The organism is Novilysobacter erysipheiresistens, assembly GCF_036663935.1.
Taxonomy (GTDB): Bacteria; Pseudomonadota; Gammaproteobacteria; order Xanthomonadales; family Xanthomonadaceae; genus Novilysobacter; species Novilysobacter erysipheiresistens.
This window is the reverse complement of record NZ_JAXGFP010000005.1, coordinates 91,017-106,405: the sequence shown is the minus strand read 5'-3', so window position 1 is coordinate 106,405 and position 15,389 is coordinate 91,017. Positions and strand designations below refer to the sequence as shown.

General features: G+C 62.0%; 13 protein-coding genes and 1 tRNA gene. 8 read left to right on the top strand and 6 right to left on the bottom strand.

Annotated features, from left to right (window positions below):
- Positions 1-3 precede the first annotated feature (3 nt).
- Both SNE34_RS10450 and SNE34_RS10445 read right to left on the bottom strand, forming a co-directional pair.
- Positions 4-2,304 (bottom strand): nitric-oxide reductase large subunit, encoded by a 2,301-nt coding sequence (locus SNE34_RS10450; RefSeq protein ID WP_332616956.1) that lies wholly within the window; start codon positions 2,302-2,304, stop codon positions 4-6.
- A gap of 192 nt (positions 2,305-2,496) precedes the next feature.
- Entirely contained in the window at positions 2,497-3,261 is a 765-nt protein-coding gene (locus SNE34_RS10445) for a helix-turn-helix domain-containing protein (RefSeq protein WP_332616954.1), read from the bottom strand.
- A gap of 212 nt (positions 3,262-3,473) precedes the next feature.
- Between SNE34_RS10445 and SNE34_RS10440 the strand changes: the two genes are divergently transcribed.
- Together SNE34_RS10440 and SNE34_RS10435 are read left to right on the top strand one after the other, a co-directional pair.
- Positions 3,474-3,550 (top strand) — tRNA-Met (locus tag SNE34_RS10440).
- Between the two features lie 74 nt (positions 3,551-3,624).
- On the top strand, positions 3,625-5,190 hold the full coding sequence (locus SNE34_RS10435) for a tyrosine-type recombinase/integrase (protein ID WP_332616952.1): 1,566 nt from the start codon (positions 3,625-3,627) through the stop codon (positions 5,188-5,190).
- 806 nt (positions 5,191-5,996) lie between these two features.
- Here the strand turns inward: SNE34_RS10435 and SNE34_RS10430 are convergent.
- Positions 5,997-7,274: a hypothetical protein gene (locus SNE34_RS10430; protein WP_332616951.1), complete on the bottom strand. Its 1,278-nt coding sequence runs from the start codon at positions 7,272-7,274 to the stop codon at positions 5,997-5,999.
- Between the two features lie 809 nt (positions 7,275-8,083).
- Between SNE34_RS10430 and SNE34_RS10425 the strand changes: the two genes are divergently transcribed.
- From SNE34_RS10425 to SNE34_RS10415, 3 genes are all read left to right on the top strand, one after another.
- Positions 8,084-9,514: a sigma factor-like helix-turn-helix DNA-binding protein gene (locus SNE34_RS10425; RefSeq protein ID WP_332616950.1), complete on the top strand. Its 1,431-nt coding sequence runs from the start codon at positions 8,084-8,086 to the stop codon at positions 9,512-9,514.
- Positions 9,515-9,587: 73 nt separating this feature from the next.
- Positions 9,588-10,268 carry a recombinase family protein gene (locus SNE34_RS10420; RefSeq protein WP_332616948.1) on the top strand — a complete coding sequence of 227 codons (681 nt, stop codon included), beginning with the start codon at positions 9,588-9,590 and terminating at the stop codon, positions 10,266-10,268.
- 561 nt (positions 10,269-10,829) lie between these two features.
- Positions 10,830-11,507, top strand: a complete 678-nt coding sequence (locus SNE34_RS10415) for a hypothetical protein (protein ID WP_332616946.1) — start codon at positions 10,830-10,832, stop codon at positions 11,505-11,507.
- 242 nt (positions 11,508-11,749) lie between these two features.
- On the opposite strand, the gene SNE34_RS10410 is transcribed toward SNE34_RS10415, so the two are convergent.
- Together SNE34_RS10410 and SNE34_RS10405 are read right to left on the bottom strand one after the other, a co-directional pair.
- On the bottom strand, positions 11,750-12,430 hold the full coding sequence (locus SNE34_RS10410) for a hypothetical protein (RefSeq protein WP_332616944.1): 681 nt from the start codon (positions 12,428-12,430) through the stop codon (positions 11,750-11,752).
- Positions 12,431-12,455: 25 nt separating this feature from the next.
- On the bottom strand, positions 12,456-12,932 hold the full coding sequence (locus tag SNE34_RS10405) for an ImmA/IrrE family metallo-endopeptidase (RefSeq protein ID WP_332616942.1): 477 nt from the start codon (positions 12,930-12,932) through the stop codon (positions 12,456-12,458).
- Positions 12,933-13,282: 350 nt separating this feature from the next.
- On the opposite strand from SNE34_RS10405, the gene SNE34_RS10400 reads away from it, so the two are divergent.
- The 3 genes from SNE34_RS10400 (at position 13,283) to bfr (ending at position 14,772) form a co-directional block, all read left to right on the top strand.
- Positions 13,283-13,888 (top strand): RNA pyrophosphohydrolase, encoded by a 606-nt coding sequence (locus tag SNE34_RS10400; protein ID WP_425604508.1) that lies wholly within the window; start codon positions 13,283-13,285, stop codon positions 13,886-13,888.
- A 65-nt stretch (positions 13,889-13,953) separates the two neighbouring features.
- On the top strand, positions 13,954-14,169 hold the full coding sequence (locus tag SNE34_RS10395; RefSeq protein WP_332616941.1) for a (2Fe-2S)-binding protein: 216 nt from the start codon (positions 13,954-13,956) through the stop codon (positions 14,167-14,169).
- Positions 14,170-14,301: 132 nt separating this feature from the next.
- Complete coding sequence (gene bfr / locus SNE34_RS10390; protein ID WP_332616939.1) at positions 14,302-14,772, top strand: bacterioferritin; 471 nt, start codon at positions 14,302-14,304, stop codon at positions 14,770-14,772.
- 1 nt (position 14,773) lies between these two features.
- Here bfr and SNE34_RS10385 read toward each other — a convergent pair whose 3' ends face one another.
- Positions 14,774-15,349, bottom strand: a complete 576-nt coding sequence (locus tag SNE34_RS10385) for a DUF4126 domain-containing protein (RefSeq protein ID WP_332616937.1) — start codon at positions 15,347-15,349, stop codon at positions 14,774-14,776.
- Between the last annotated feature and the right edge of the window lie 40 nt (positions 15,350-15,389).

The following is a 15,389-nucleotide window of genomic DNA, read 5'->3' as shown; positions in this document are numbered from 1 at the left end:
GCCTCAGCCGGATTCCTGCCCGCGCTCTTGCGCCAGCTCGCGCTGCCGCCGCGACGACTCGCTGACCGGACGCGGCCCGAGCCACAGCGACATCACGAACAGCGCCAGCAGGAACGCGCCGATCGCGAGGATGGTGTCGCCCGGCACTCGCAGCCACACCAGCACGTCGATGATCGCGCGGTTCATGAAGTCCGCCGAGCGTGCGTACCAGTAGCCGTGGGTCAGGTTGGCTTCCAGTTGCAGCACGCCCATCGGCAACAGCGTCAGCACCGTCATCAGCGCCAGCCCGATGTTGAAGCTCCAGAACGCGCCGCTGAGCAGGCCCTCGAGCCAGCGCCGCTCTGGCCGCATGCCGCGCAGGCAATACAGCATCAAGCCGGCGCCGAGCATGCCGTACACGCCGAACAGTGCGGTATGGCCATGGGCCGCGGTGAGGTTGGTGCCCTGCATGTAGAACAGCGCGATCGGGGTGTTGATCAGGAAGCCGAGCAGGCCGGCGCCCACCAGGTTCCAGAAGCTGACCGCGATGAAGAACAGGATCGGCCACTTGTAGCGCTGCATCCACGGCGTCGCGCGGCCGTTCTTCCAGGTGTCGTAGGCTTCGATGCCGATCAGCGCCAGTGGCACCACCTCCAATGCCGAGATGCTCGCGCCCAAGGCGATGATCCCCGTGGTGACGCCGGCGAAGTACAGGTGGTGGAACATCCCCAGCACGCCGCCGGCCATGAACACGATGGTCGCGAACAGCACGTTGATGGTCGCCGACTTGCCGCGCACCAGCCCCAGCCGCACGAAGATGAAGCTGATCACCGCGACCGCGAAGACCTCGAAGAAGCCCTCCACCCACAGGTGCACGATCCAGAAGCGCCAGTAGGTGATCAGCGAGATGTGGGTGTCCTCGCGCCACATCAGGCCGGCCGAGTACAGCAGCGCGATCGCGACGGTCGACAGGAAGAACAACCCCGCGATCGAGTTCATCTCGTCCTTGCGACGCAGCGCCGGCCACAGCGCGCGGCCCATCAGCAGCAGCCACAGCAGCAGGCCGATGAACAGGAATATCTGCCAGAAGCGGCCGATGTCGGTGTACTCCCAGCCCTGGTGACCGAACCAGAAGTTGTGGGACAGCCCCATCTTCTGCATCACCGCGAACCACTGCCCGGCGAACGCGCCGACGACGATCACCACCAGGCACACGAACAGGAAGTTGACCCCGAACCGCTGGGCCTTCGGTTCGTGTCCGGACATCGCCGGCGCCAGGTACAGGCCGGTCGCCAGCCACGCGGTCGCGATCCACAGGATCGCCAGCTGGGTGTGCCAGGTGCGCGTGAGCGCGTAGGGGAGGAAGTTCGCAAGCTCCAGGCCGTAGGCTTCCTGGCCTTCGATCTGGTAATGGGCGGTGGTCGCGCCCAGCAGGATCTGGGTCAGGAACAGCGCCATCACCAGCCAGAAGTACTTGCCCACCGCGCGCATCGACGGGGTGACCACGATGTCCAGCGACGGATCCTTCAGTGGCGGCTCGACCTTGGGCTCCTTGGCGTGCCACACCGCGTAGTGCCAGCCGAGCAGGCCGATGCCGGCGATCATGAAGAGGATCGAGAACATCGACCACATGAAGCTGCTGGCGCTGGGCGTGTTGCCCACCAGCGGCTCATGCGGGAAGTTGTGGGTGTACGACAGCCCGGTTTCGTCATTGCGTTCGGTGACCGTCGCCCACGAGGCCCAGAAGAAGAACGCCGTCATCATCCGCCGGTGTTCCGCGTCCGGCACCGGGTTCTCGCGCAGCGCGTAGGCCTCGCGCAGCTCGGCGGTCGCCGGGTCGTTGGAGAACACGCTGATGTAGTGCGCCGCGACCTGCGAGATTGCCTGCGCGCGCTGGTCCGACACCGTGATGGTGCCGGTGGCGGGGTCGTAGGTGTTGGTCCGCAGCAGTGGTTCGACCTGCGCTTGCAGACGGGCCTGCTCGGCCATGTCGAGTTCGTCGAAGGGCATGCCGAACTGCGCGTCGGCGCGCATGTCCAGCATCGCCACTGCCTCGCGGTGCAGCCAGTCGGCCGACCAGTCGGGCGCAAGCAGGGCGCCGTGGCCCCAGATCGAACCGTTATGGTGGCCGCCGATGCTCTGCCAGACCTGCCGGCCGGTGTCGATGTCGGCGCGGGTGTACAGGACTTGCCCGCTTTCGCCGACGACCCGGTCGGGGATCGGTGGCGCGGTCTGGTGGATGTCGCGACCGATCCACAACATGATGCTGAAACTCACGATCAGCAGGGCGCCCAGCCCCACCCACAAGCGCTTCGTCGTATCCATGGCCCCGGTTCTCCTCGAAGGATGCACGCAGTCTGGGGCGCGCCATCCAGCCCTGAACTGACCTGGGTCAAGTCCGGAGTCGTTCGGCGTGTGGGTGGTCTGACTTCCCCCCCCCCCCCCCCCCGACTCGGCAGACAGCCTCGGTGCAGGTAAGTAATCGTCAAGTGAAAGCCGCGACTGCGCGTGGCGATTTCAGCTGCGCAGCACGGGCTCGGCGAGGGCTTCGAGACTACTGCGGTCGGTTAGTTCCAGTTCGCGCCGGTCGACGTGCAACAGGCCGTCCTGCTGGAACCGGCGCAACACACGGCTGACCGTTTCCGGCGCCAGACGCAGATAGTTGGCGATATCGGTACGCGCCATCGTCAGCTGGAACCGCGTCGCCGAAAACCCGCGCGCGGCCAGTCGCCGCGACAGCGCGATCAGGAACGCCGCCATGCGCTGGTCGGCGGTCCAGTCGCCGGCCAGCAGCGCGGCGCGGCCGATGTCGCGGCTGAGCAGGCGGAACAGGTGGCGCTGCAATCCGGGCAGTTGTGCCGCCAGCACCGAGATCCTCGGGAACGAGAACCGGCACAGCATCACCGTGTCGAGTGCGACCGCATTGCACGGGTAGTGCTCGCCGTCGATCGCGTTGAGGCCGATCACCTCGCCCGGCAGGTGGAAGCCGAGCACGTGTTCGCGACCGTCGCGATCGATCACGTAGGTCTTGACCGTGCCGGCGCGCACCGCGGCGATCGCCTCGAAGTCGTCGCCCTCTCGGAAGATGTGCTCGCCGGTATGGAACGGCCCCACGTGCTCGACCAGCATGTGCAGGTCGCGCAGCCCGCCCTTGTCCATGCCCTCGTCCAGGCAGGCCTGCGAAAACGCGCAGGTGGAGCAGAAATTCAGCCGGTCGCCGTCGTCGGCGAGCGTACGCTCGTCCTGCCGCGGGAACGCGGTCGGGTTCAGGCCGGTTTCCATGCATCCCCCGGATGGCGCATGGGGAGTGCGGCGTGGCGATGCCGGCGGGCCGGTCGAAGTAGGAGTCGGGACACGCAGGTCATGTTACGTAGCGGCAGGCGTTGGCGCGAGGACGAGGCGCTCCGGAGGGCGACGGCACCCCGGGATGACGATGCTCGCCATCAGGTCGTTGACAGCCCGCCCGGGGATAGGGAAAATTGCGGGTTCCCCGTGGCTATGTAGCTCAGCCGGTTAGAGCACAGCACTCATAATGCTGGGGTCGGTGGTTCGAGTCCACCCATAGCCACCAAACCTTTGCGGCTTCAAGGTTTGCCATGCGGTTTCGCACTTCTGAGCCTCAGTGCTACAGAGAGTGCGTGTTAAATGCTACAGAGACGTGGGCAAGTCTTCGCCTCCCGAATCGTCATTCCGTCTGTCCTGCAGCCGCTGCTGCGACGGGTGGAGATCACCCGAAGCCTCCGCACTACCGACGCGCGCGAAGCCCGGCGGCGCCTCGGTTTGTGGGAAACCCACATCGGCAGCCTTTTTGCAATTGTGCGCAAGCGTGGCCCAGTAATGACGTCTGAACAGCTTGACGCGCTCACCCGGCGGTACCTCAGGGCTACCTTCGACGAGATCGAAGATCGGCTTGCGCTGGAGTGGTCAGCGGGTGGGCTGGATGAATGGGGCTCCCAACTCAACGAGCGGTGCCATGAGCTGTCTGCGGCGCTTGCCCATGGTGATCTGAGTGGCACCCTGAGGGATGCCCAGCAGATGGCTCCCCAGGCCGACGATAGAGCGCAGCGGAAGCTCGCCCGACGCATGCTCGAAGCGCGCCTTCAAGCCGGTGTCGCCGAGTTGAATGCTCTCGGAGGCAATCCGCTCGTACGCCCCCAAGAGATCACGCAGCGGCAGGAACGGGCCGCGCCTGCCGAGTCTCCGCCGAGCCCTTTGCTCTCTCAAGTGGCTGCTATGTATGCAGAGGAGCGCATCGCTCGTAGCGCTTGGTCTGCGAAAACTGCCTTGCAAAACCAAAAGATCTTCGAGGTCATCATCTCCTTGCTCGGCGATCAGCCCATCGCGGGCGTAACCAAGGACGACATGCGACGCCTCGGACTGGATCTGCCCCGACTGCCAGCCAACCTGACAAAGAAGTTCCGTGGTGCGTCACCAAAAGAAGCATTGGAGCGCGCGCGGGACTCCGCTGATGTCGCCCGACTTGAGCCGCGGAGTGTCAACAAGTACCTCCAGCAAGCGCGGAGCCTCTTTGCGTGGGCCGAGGAGCACGATCATCTCGCAAAGAGTCCCGCGTCTGTGCTCAGGGATGTCCAGGAAGGGCGCGCTCAGGATGCACGTAAGGAATTCACGGATGACGACATCTCGGCTCTTTTCGCATACATCGACAAGTTATCTCCCGAGCCCTACGGCTGGTGGGTGCCATTGATCATGGCCTATACGGGCTGCCGCATGGGCGAGGCCGCGCAGCTTCGCAAGTCCGATGTTCGCCAAGAGCAGGACGTCTGGGTCTTTGACATCAACGAAGAGGCTGAAGAAAAGACCCTGAAAACGGATGCAGCGCAGCGCCTGGTACCTGTGCACCCTCGCTTGATCGAACTCGGGTTGCTGAAGTTCGTTGAGGGCTGCAGTGACGGCTTTCTGTTTCCCGAGCGCGTGCGTTTCACCCGCAATGAGGCACGGGGGAACGTCGACGCACTTTCTAAGCAGCTGAATCGGTGGCTCGACAACTCGGGCGTGACGGACAAGCGCAAGACTTTCCAGAGCTTCAGAGCCACCTTCATCACTCGGCTGAAGGGCGTTCAAGTTCCGGATTACCAGATCGCGGAGATCGTGGGTCACGAGAATTCGAATATCACGTCAGGGCGCTATGGGAAGCGCACACAACTGCAAACGCTGGCGGACCTCGTCCGGAGAGTTTCACTCCCTGTGTAGCCACAAAATGGCTTCAGAGCGCCCGTCGGCGTTTGGCTCGAGGGAGGCGCGTCGAAGCGGCTACGGTCGACTCAATGGTGTCTAGGCATGCCTCTAGCGGCTTTGTGGCGAGTGCGAGTTGCTCACCTAAGTGCAGGAGGACACGTCCGCGGCTGGCAGGATAGCGGTGCATTTCCGTAACTCTAGTCCGGCCGTTCGCATCGGTGTGCTCCCAGCGCTTGTGGGAACCGCCCGACATGCGAAAGACAACTTTTGCGGCCTGCACCCAACGGTACTCGATCTTGCGCTCCGGCTGGAGGTCCGCCCGGTGGCACAGAGAAACGCCCAGCCATGCGGCGAGAGGGTGTAGAGGGTCTATGTGCTGCGCCCGCAGGCGCGCCCAACAGATGAGCGCGCGTCGCTCAGGAGATTTTCCAGCGAGTCGGAATGCCTCCTCTGTGGCCCCTCCTCGCCAATAGAGTGTGCGCACTCTGTCGACGGCCTCTCGCACCGCGGGCTCGGCCGACTTCGACCTTAGCCACGCCAAGGCGCGAGCCCGGTGCGGGGTCAACTCGGCGGCCTTGTAACTACTCTTTGAGTAGCTGCCATGCCTGCTCAAGTGCTCGACGTGCGCGCGGCAGTAGCTCCGGTTCAACCCAGTACGCTCCTTCGCCGAAGTGGGCCGCTGGCAGTCGAGAACAGCGCACGTGGAGAATGCCTGTTGAGGTGCCGCTATGCGTCGCAGGATGTCTTCTCGGCGCTTCTGGGTGGCTTTGGGGGAAGTCATCTTTTACGGTCCCTACTAAGGAAAGCTGGGGGTTAAACCCTTAAAGGTTATAGGAGGTGATGGGGTATGAGACATCTACCACTCCATCTACTCCGAAGTGCTCGTGGTACTTAATCCTCATCGTTGACTCTCCGATGGAAAGATGTTCGTTGCTCACCAAGATGCCGTCGTGGAGGGGCAATGCCACCACACCCAGGTCTTTGAGCCGCAGGAGAACCTTGATCAAAAGGCAGCTCTCTTCGTACATCAGTCGGAAGCAGAGCTTCGTACCGAACAGATGCCGAATTGGGCTGTGGAACTCCGCTATCGGCTCGAGCACTCGGGCGAACTTCCATGAGGACGGGAAGAGGCCGTCCTTCCTTACGCCTTTGGGAAAGGCGGTAGGGATCTTGTCGGCTGCCAGCAGCGCGCTGAGGACAGTTTTGACGCCTTTCCTGTACGGCTGAAGGCCCGGAACGCTGTAGAGGTCCCCTTCCGGTGGGACGAGACCCGCTTGAACGTAGGCCGCGCGGACGCCCATTTGCCCGTAGTCGAGTGCGACTGCGCGGTGCTGCCCAAAGCAAACACCCTCAAGCTTGTCCTTGCAGTGCCAAAAGCCGCCGAAGAGTCGACCCCCGTCTTTGAACGAGCCATTGTTGAAGACGCGAAAGACGAACCGATCGCTCAGGTCGATCTTGTCGTCGACGACATCACCAAGCCAGTCCAAGTCAGCCTGAGCCAGGAACTCATTGATTGCCTGAACTTCGACTCGAAGCAGGCGCGTCTCCGCGGTATCGGGAATGGGCAGGACCTCAGCGCTCCCTCGCAATTTCGGCCCCATCAAAACGAGCGAGTTCTTCAGGATAGATCGGTCGCGGCCTATGTCTGTAAGCGCAATGTCCGCGACCGCGAACACCCTCAGAAGCCGAGCTCCGGCACGTACGGTAGTACGCTCACCGCCGCCACCCCGACGAGCGATGCCTCGACGCATCTCCAATATTTCGGGATCACTTGCGAGCAGGTTGAGCAGATCTACGAACCGTTGTGTAAGAAACGGAGCCTGTCGCCGAGCGGGCGAATAGTCGTCGTTCTGGAGTGACACCGTGACCCAGCCGTCGGGCTGACTGAGCGTTCGGTGCGCTAGATCCAATACCAGCGCCGAGGCCATAGCCTCATGTCGTCGCAGGTCTTCTGCACGACGCGCCCGCTGGCGCGACTCCATTTCGCCCGCGATGTGAAGGAACTCGCCAACCAAACAGGCAGCAGCCTCCCCCAATGGGATCTTCGAGCAGTCAAAGGGACGGTCGCGCTCGCGCTGCGCCGCGGGTGATCCATTCATACGCAAAAGTCGACACCCCGCACACTGGCGCGGGGGCAATGAAGAAAAAAAACGGAAACAGGTCTACGTTGGTGACCAGCCCGACCATTGTCCTTGATTCGACGCTGGGACGTCATAGGTACCGGTGAATTTTTTGGGGCAAAGGCGTCATGGCACTCTGTACGCCGGAATACGTTCGTTTTGGTGAGGTAGAGCCGTGGGGGCGGCAGGGAATGACTCCAGACGGTTGCCACGAACAAGTTGCCAAGTGGACCAAGGACTCCGCTCGACGGGTCGTCAAAGACTGGGTATGTATCGCCCGACACTTGGCTCCGAATGGATCAGCGGGACTTGCGCACGCATCGGGAATTGGCGGGCACCGCTTGGGGATGTACGCCACACCACTTCGTCCCAGTACGCCCACTCCAGCCGAGCTACTTTCGCTTAGCAAAGCATCTAACGTCGAGCTGCCACTAGTTGTCCAAGAAGCCTCGGAGTTCCTGCATCCGCACACCGCGCCCCTCGAAGCACCATCACTTGAATCACCTGGTGATGTTGTCTTGGGGACGGCATCAGAACTTAAAGCCTGGATCAGACAGGCCCGCCGTACGGCACCTCTAGGTGCGGTTTCAGCAGCGCGACTGGCTGCTGAGCTGGGGGTGCATCGGTCCACCTTTGCTCAGTGGGAGGGTCGATGGTCGGGCGGTCTTCCATCGCTTGAACATTTGGCGCAGATCGCAAGGCTGTGCGATGTACCCGTCCCAACGGTGAAAATTGCCGCCATACGTGAAAGAGCATCTAACAAGTCCCCAGTGGCCGCTCGTCGAGCATTGAACTTGGCCGAAGAGGTTCTCTGGACAGGTCGCGTTCTAGCTAGTCGCGCCCACTCAAAGGCTGTTGTGGAGCGTAACGCTGAGATATTTTTCGCCAGGTTTGGCGGGCATGGTGACGAGGCGAGCACACTGCAAGCCGTAGGCAATCGCTTTGAGATGACACGCGAACGCGTGCGCCAGATTGTCGAGAAGCAACTTGAGCACTTGTCCCATGCACCCATCAGAACCGACTGTTTCGATCAACTGGAGGAGGCCTGTAGGCGGCTTGACGCCCAACCAATCGAAGCCGCGGAGGGTGTGCTTCGACCACTCCTAGGGCGAACGCTAGGGCTTATAGGGGCGCTGGATTACGGTATCGAGATCCTGGGGCGGAGGCTGCCACTGCACATTGTGTCGAGGAAGGACTCGACACCCTTCGTTGTCCCCGGCGACTACCCCGATTGGATAGACACCGCAGTGACTCACTCGAAGCGGTTGATTCGCCATAGTGGGGCAGCACAGTTCACGCTGGCTTGGGCGCTTACATGCCGAGACATTGGGAGTTTTCTCGACCCAGACGAGTATCGCCGGGTGGTCCAGATGCTTCCCGGATTCGATTGGATTGATGAACGCGAGACTTGGTACTGGCTGGGACATGACGGCAGCGCCAATCGCATCCTCGCTCGCACTATAGAAATTTTGGCTGCCGCCGCAGCGCCACTTGATGTTGAGATCATCTACGGCGGACTCTCCCGCTTCAGCCGGAACAGGGAGTCAGATGTAGCTGCCGAAGCCGGCGTGTTCCCGCCTATCGAGATCGTTCACGGCATCCTGTCAAGGTCACCTTGCCTCAAATGCCAGCAGGGCGATGACTTCCGATTGCTACTTTCACCCGACGAACTAAAGAGCAAGGAAGGTGTGGCCGAGGCGGTAGTTGAAGCACTCCGAGCTAGATCAGGACTAGCCTCGCGATCCGAGCTCTACGATGCGGTCGTAACTTCTGGCGGCGTCAACGCAGTATCGTTCTCTGTAGCACTCGCCATATCTCCGCTGATCCGACAAGTAGACAGGGGGGTTTTCGCCATCCGTGGATGGCCGATAAGTGCTCCCAGGCTGCAGGAGGCACAGCGCTCCGTAGGCGGTGGAGAGAGGGGTCGAACCGTGGAGGTAGAGATCTCCGACGACGGCTGCGTGAGCTGGATCGCCAGCATCACGGAAGGAGCTCTAGCAAACCGCCAGACGACCCTGCCAGCTATGGCGGCACGGCATCTACCCCCCGGGCAATACCGGGTGGAAGGAATGCCGAGGATTGTGACTGTGCATCCCGACCGAATCCAAGGGGTCGTCGGCGCCTTGGTAAAAGGGGGCGCCGTTGCTGGCAGCGACTTCCGTGTGACTTTTCATGCAGGTCGTCGAGTTGTACGTCTGGAGTCACTTTCCGAAGATTGAGCCTGCGAGGCGTTGCCAAGGGAAGCACACCTCTGTACAAAAGCGCCTAACGACCGTTACGCGGATCTGGACAATGAAATACGTGGCGTACCTGCGGGTCTCAACCGCAAGGCAAGGCCAATCAGGACTTGGTCTCGAAGCACAACGCACAGCAATCGCAACGCTGCTCTCCAACAGAGGCGGGGAGTTGCTGGAAACGTTCGTCGAGGTTGAGAGCGGCAAGGTCAATGCCCGCCCCGAGCTTGGAAAGGCCTTGCACTTGGCGAAAGTCACCGGGGGAACCCTCGTGATCGCCAAGCTCGACCGCCTGTCCCGCAACGCCGCCTTTCTACTAGCCTTGCAAGACAGCGGCGCGCGCTTCATCGCCGCGGACATGCCGGACGCCAATGAACTTACCGTGGGCATCATGGCGCTTGTTGCCCAACAAGAACGACAAGCAATCTCGAAGCGCACTAAGGACGCCCTTCAGGCGGCCAAGGCGCGCGGGCAGAGACTGGGCAATCCAAATGGTGCCGACGCGTTGCGACGGGCCGCCAAGGGCAACTCAGCCGCACTTGCAGCCGTCAAAGGGGTTGCAGATGCCCACGCTGCTTCGGTACTGCCAGTTGTTCGCCAGCTTCAACAGAAGGGCTATGGCAGCCTCGCGGCTCTGGCCAACGAACTGAACCAGCGCGGCATCCTTACCCCAAGAGGGGGCAGGTGGCACCGCTCATCCGTCGCAAACCTCCTGGCGCGGGTTGGGCGGGATCTCTGACCACGGAGGCGGTCACCTTCGCACGCTTTGAAGTCCCTCCACTCCCCGCTGATCTTCGAGCCACCGGCGTCGAGGGATCTTCACGCAGCGAGACCGGCGATTTCACCTGTCGAGCGTGGCCAACCCGCTCAGGCGTGCAACCTACCCCCACAGGGGGGGATTGCGCGGAACGACAGTTGGAATCCCCGCTCAGAAATTTTTGCGATTTTTCGCACCGTTGGCCTCGCTGGTGCGTGGAACATGTATTTTTTTGCGTGGAACAATTTCGAAATTCCCCCTCTGACAACTCCCCGGGAGCACAGGAGGACGAGAAGCACATCAGCACATGAGCATCTGGAGCACACTGATATCTTTAAAAAACTATCAATATCATGATCTTACAAAGATTCTATGTGCGTAATCGCGCAACTTGACTCACTGGCGACTGCTAATCGTGCGCGAGCTAATAGCCTCAACGGGCATACGGAGCCTGCGAATCGACCCATTGAGGGGTGCGACTTCACTGGTTGCCCCAGTCCAGAAGGCACGGGAGGATAGCTGCAAGCCGACCGAGCACTTCCGATGACTAACTTCAAACAAGCAGCTGCGAAGAAAATGAAGATGGCTGAACGGGCTCACCACCTGAAGCAGCTGCACTTCCCCGAATGGGCTGACGACTACCTGTGGCACCGGAAGCGGAACGACGGCTACATCACCATTCCCCGTTCCATGCCCATCGTCATGGAGGCCATTGACGCCATGTCCAAGGGTCAACCCGCAGGACACACCCTGCTGACTCTTTGGTGCCGCTCTCCAGACCATGCACTTCTGACGATCGAGAGCCCAAAGGTTATTGCAGCCGAAACCGGGTTCTCCGGAGAGCGCCAGGTCGACACTTGGCGTCGTCGAATGAAAAAGCTGGAGGAGCTCGGCTTCATCGCAACCAAGCCCGGTGCGGCGGGTGACTTCCACTACGTACTTCTACTCAATCCCAACTGGGCCATTGAGCTTCGCCGATGGCGGTTCGACGACGTCCCCCAAAGCATCTACGCGAAGTTCACTGAGCGCTTGATGGATATTGGGGCGTACTCGGAGATCGAGACGCTGCAAGGACACATTGCGCAATGGACCGCCCAGCAGGCTGCGGCTACTACCGTGTCCGTTGGACCTCAGGCAGCACCCGAAAACGCAACTACGACTGACGCGGAGCAGCCCACAACGCCTCCGAGCCCAACCGCCCCCACCCCGCTAGCTTCATAAAAAGAGGAGAAGGAAAAATGACGTTGTTGAAGTACAGCGCCCCATGAACGTGCACCCGTGGGGCGCGCGAGAACAAGGCCCTTGGTCAGTCCTAACCTTGAAAGACGGTTGACCAAGGGCCGTGGTGCCGTTTCCACATGCACCTGGGCTGTCGTTCCAGCGGCAGCTCAGGCTGCATTCCAGCAGCTTGCGCCCATTGGCCACTCCCCGTCTACACCAGTGGTATTCCTCAGGAGTATCCGCTACTTCCCTTTGGCGAGCTCAACCAGCGCTTTGATAGCTTCCAGCTGCGGAGTAGTTGGTCCATCAGAGCTTTTCTCCTCAGGATCGGACGCAATTCGAATCAAGCCGAACGCAAGCGAAATCGGGACAGTGACCATCAAGATCAGCAAAGTGATCATCAACGGCATCATGTCTTTCCGAGTAGACGCGCGGTTTTCACTCTGGGCATTCTTGCTCGGAGCGATGGCTTCCACCACCATCCCCTTGCCCACTGCCGCCTTAGCTGCTGGCACCAAAGGGGTTGATGTAGCACTTGCGCCGGGCGATACGCCCAGCCGCGGGATCGGGTCGCGAGATGCCGAACCCTCACTTCGAAGACGGGGCGACGCACGCTCGTCCTCAACGTAGCTTGCCGGACTCAAGTGCAGCTTCTCGCTGAAGGCATATCGATAGAACACCGCCGCCGGTGGCACGAAGAATGCGGCGGTAAGCCCAAGGAACAGCAGAAACGTGACCACCCGCATGACGCGACGGTCTCTAGCGGAGCGGAGCTCGGCGTTGTCACTGAGCTCACCAAACCAGCCGACAATCTTCTGTGAGAAGCCTCGCTTACCACCTGTCAAAAGGTCAGGGTTCCCCGCGGTCGGACGGTTCTGCGATGCAGCACCAGGCCCCGCCAGATCATCGTCTTGATCAGCCACAAGCTCCCCTTATCGCGTTGCAAAGCTACCTTAGGTAGCCAAGATTCTTGAGTCGGTACCGCATCGCGACGGTAGAAACGCCAAACATATTCGCAAGTTGCTCAATCTTTGCGATGCCGCGATCCACTACTAGCGCCCGCACAGTGACCGCAGGCATAAGCAACTCCGCAGCAAAGCGGTTGGCCTCGGCTTCGACAGGATCAAAGGTGGATGCACTGAAGGTAACGCTTGAATCTCGAAACCTATTTCCATGGCCAAGAAAGTGGTGGCCAAGCTCATGAGCCACAGTAAAGCGTTGCCGGACAGATGGCTCTTCCGGGTTTACAAACACGGCTGTTTGATCCCCATCGCGACGGTACGAACCACTCAACGCCAAGTCTTCCGGCGGGAGAGCTTCCACACGCAAGCCTTCGGCCCGAGCGATTTGCTCAGGATCGATGGGAAGGGGGCGGCCGGCCCAATGCTTCCGCAGGAGCCGATCGGCGAGATCGCGTTCGCGCATGGCAGGAACTCCGGTCAGATACATCAGATCATAGCTTAACTTCACGAGCCTTAACAGAGAGCAGAGAAGACCGCAAGCCGGAGGCCTCTACGATGTCCGAAGGGGTGCTACACCCATGAACCGTCTTTCGCTACACTTCGGTCAACCGCACATCGCGGGAAGCGCGAAACCGCGCGGCCATGGCCGTGAACTGCCGAGAGTAGCTCCTCCACCCATAGCCACCATACGATTGCGCGATCCGACGACCCGCCATGCGCGGGTTTTTTCATGGGCGTTCGCTTGTCGTCCACGCCCCCGCGTGGCAGAGTCGATGGCAGTGACGCAAGTCAAATGAATCAGGAGTCCGCATCGTGATCGATCCGGACGGTTTCAGACCCAATGTCGGCATTGTGCTGATGCATCCCGACGGCCGCCTGTTCTGGGCCCGCCGCATCCGCCGTGATGGCTGGCAATTCCCGCAGGGCGGGATGAACACCGACGAGACGCCGCTCGAGGCGATGTTCCGCGAGTTGCGCGAGGAGACCGGGCTGTTGCCCGAGCACGTCGAAGTGCTCGGCGCGACCCCCGGCTGGCTGCGTTACCGGCTGCCTCAACGGGCGATCCGGCGCAACGACCGGCTGGTCTGCATCGGCCAGAAGCAGGTGTGGTTCCTGCTGCGGCTGACCGGGCAGGAGTCCGACCTGCGGCTGGACCTGACCGACAAGCCCGAATTCGACCACTGGCGCTGGGTCGACTTCTGGTATCCGCTGGAGCACGTGGTGGTGTTCAAGCGAGGGGTCTATGCCAGCGCCCTGCGGCACCTGGCGCCGGTCGCCCAACGGCTGGTCGGGGCGCAGGCCGTTCCGCTGCCCGGGCCGGAGGTCCGGGGCCATGGCTGGAACCGCCAGCGGCCGCGGTCGCGACCGGGCCAGTCGCCGGCACGGGGCGATGGCGGTGGGCGCCAACCTTCGAATTGACAATCATTCTCATTCGTAGTTGAATTGCGACTGCAGCCAGTCCGGTTGCCAGCCCGCCGCCCCACATGTACGTCTGCATCTGCAACGGAGTCACCGACCACGACATCCGCCACGCCGCGGAAGCCGGCTGCAAGAGCATGGCCGAACTGACCATGCGCACCGGCGCCGGCGCCAACTGCGGCAGCTGCGTCGACATGGCCAGCGAGTTGCTGATGCAGTCGCGCGCGGTGCAGGCGCTGCCCCTGCCGATCCTGCGGCACCGCCTGCAACACGCGGCCTGACCCCGCCCGCCGGCATTCGCCGCGGACACCAAAGCCATTGATAACCGACTGCGGATGCACTCGATTCGCGTTCCGTCACGCCTTTTGTGAACGCACTAGAGTGGCGCCATTCCCCGCAACCGGAGCATGGCCATGAAGGGCGACGCCAAGGTCATCGAGCTGCTCAACAAGGCGCTCTACAACGAACTCATCGCGATCAACCAGTATTTCCTGCACGCCAAGATGCTGAAGAACTGGGGCCTGAAGGAGCTCGCCGACCACGAGTACCACGAGTCGATCGACGAGATGAAGCACGCCGACAAACTGTCGGAGCGGATCCTCTTCCTCGAGGGGCTGCCGAACTTCCAGTCGCTGGGCAAGCTGCGCATCGGCGAGACCCCGCGCGAGCTGCTCAACTGCGACCTGGCGCTGGAGCTGGAAGCGTTGCCGGCCCTGCGCGAGGGCGTTGCCCATTGCGAGAAGGTCGGCGATTTCACCAGCCGCCAGTTGTTCGCCGACATCCTCGATTCCGAGGAAGAGCACATCGACTGGATCGAGACCCAGCTCGACCTGATCGAGCGGATCGGCGAGCAGAATTACCTGGCGCGCCAGATCGACGGTTGAGCTACAAGGGTTTCGGACGGCGCCGGAACACCTTGCGCCACAGCCACCAGATCGCCAAAGCGATCGTCAGGCTGATCGCGATCACCAGCGCCAGCGCCACCCAGGGGTAGTTGAACACCAGCGCCAGGCCGCCGACGGTGGCGACGTCCTCGCCGATCGAGGCGGTCCAGTTGCTGATCGGCTCCGGCGAGGTGTTGACCAACGCGCGCGAGCCGCTCTTGAGCAGGTGGCTGGTCAGCGCCACCCCGGCGCCGGCGGCCATCGTGCCCAAGCCCAGTTCACCATCGGCCGACAGCGTCGCCGCGGCGAGGAACGCCCCGGCCGGCACCCGCAGCAGGGTGTGGGCGAGGTCCCAGCCCGAATCGACCCCGGGGATCTTGTCGGCGAAGAACTCCGCCACCGCGAGCACCCCCGAGACCCCGATCACCCAGGGCGAGGCGGTCACTTCCAGCGCCTGCGGCAGGTCGAGCCAGCCGAAAAACCCGGCGATGCCGACCCCGAACACGGTCAGGTAGACCCGGACGCCGGCCAGCCAGGCGAGAACTACGCCAATTGCGAACAGGTGCGCATCCGACATCGGAACACCTCGCTAGACTTCGGGTCGAGTATAGGGGACG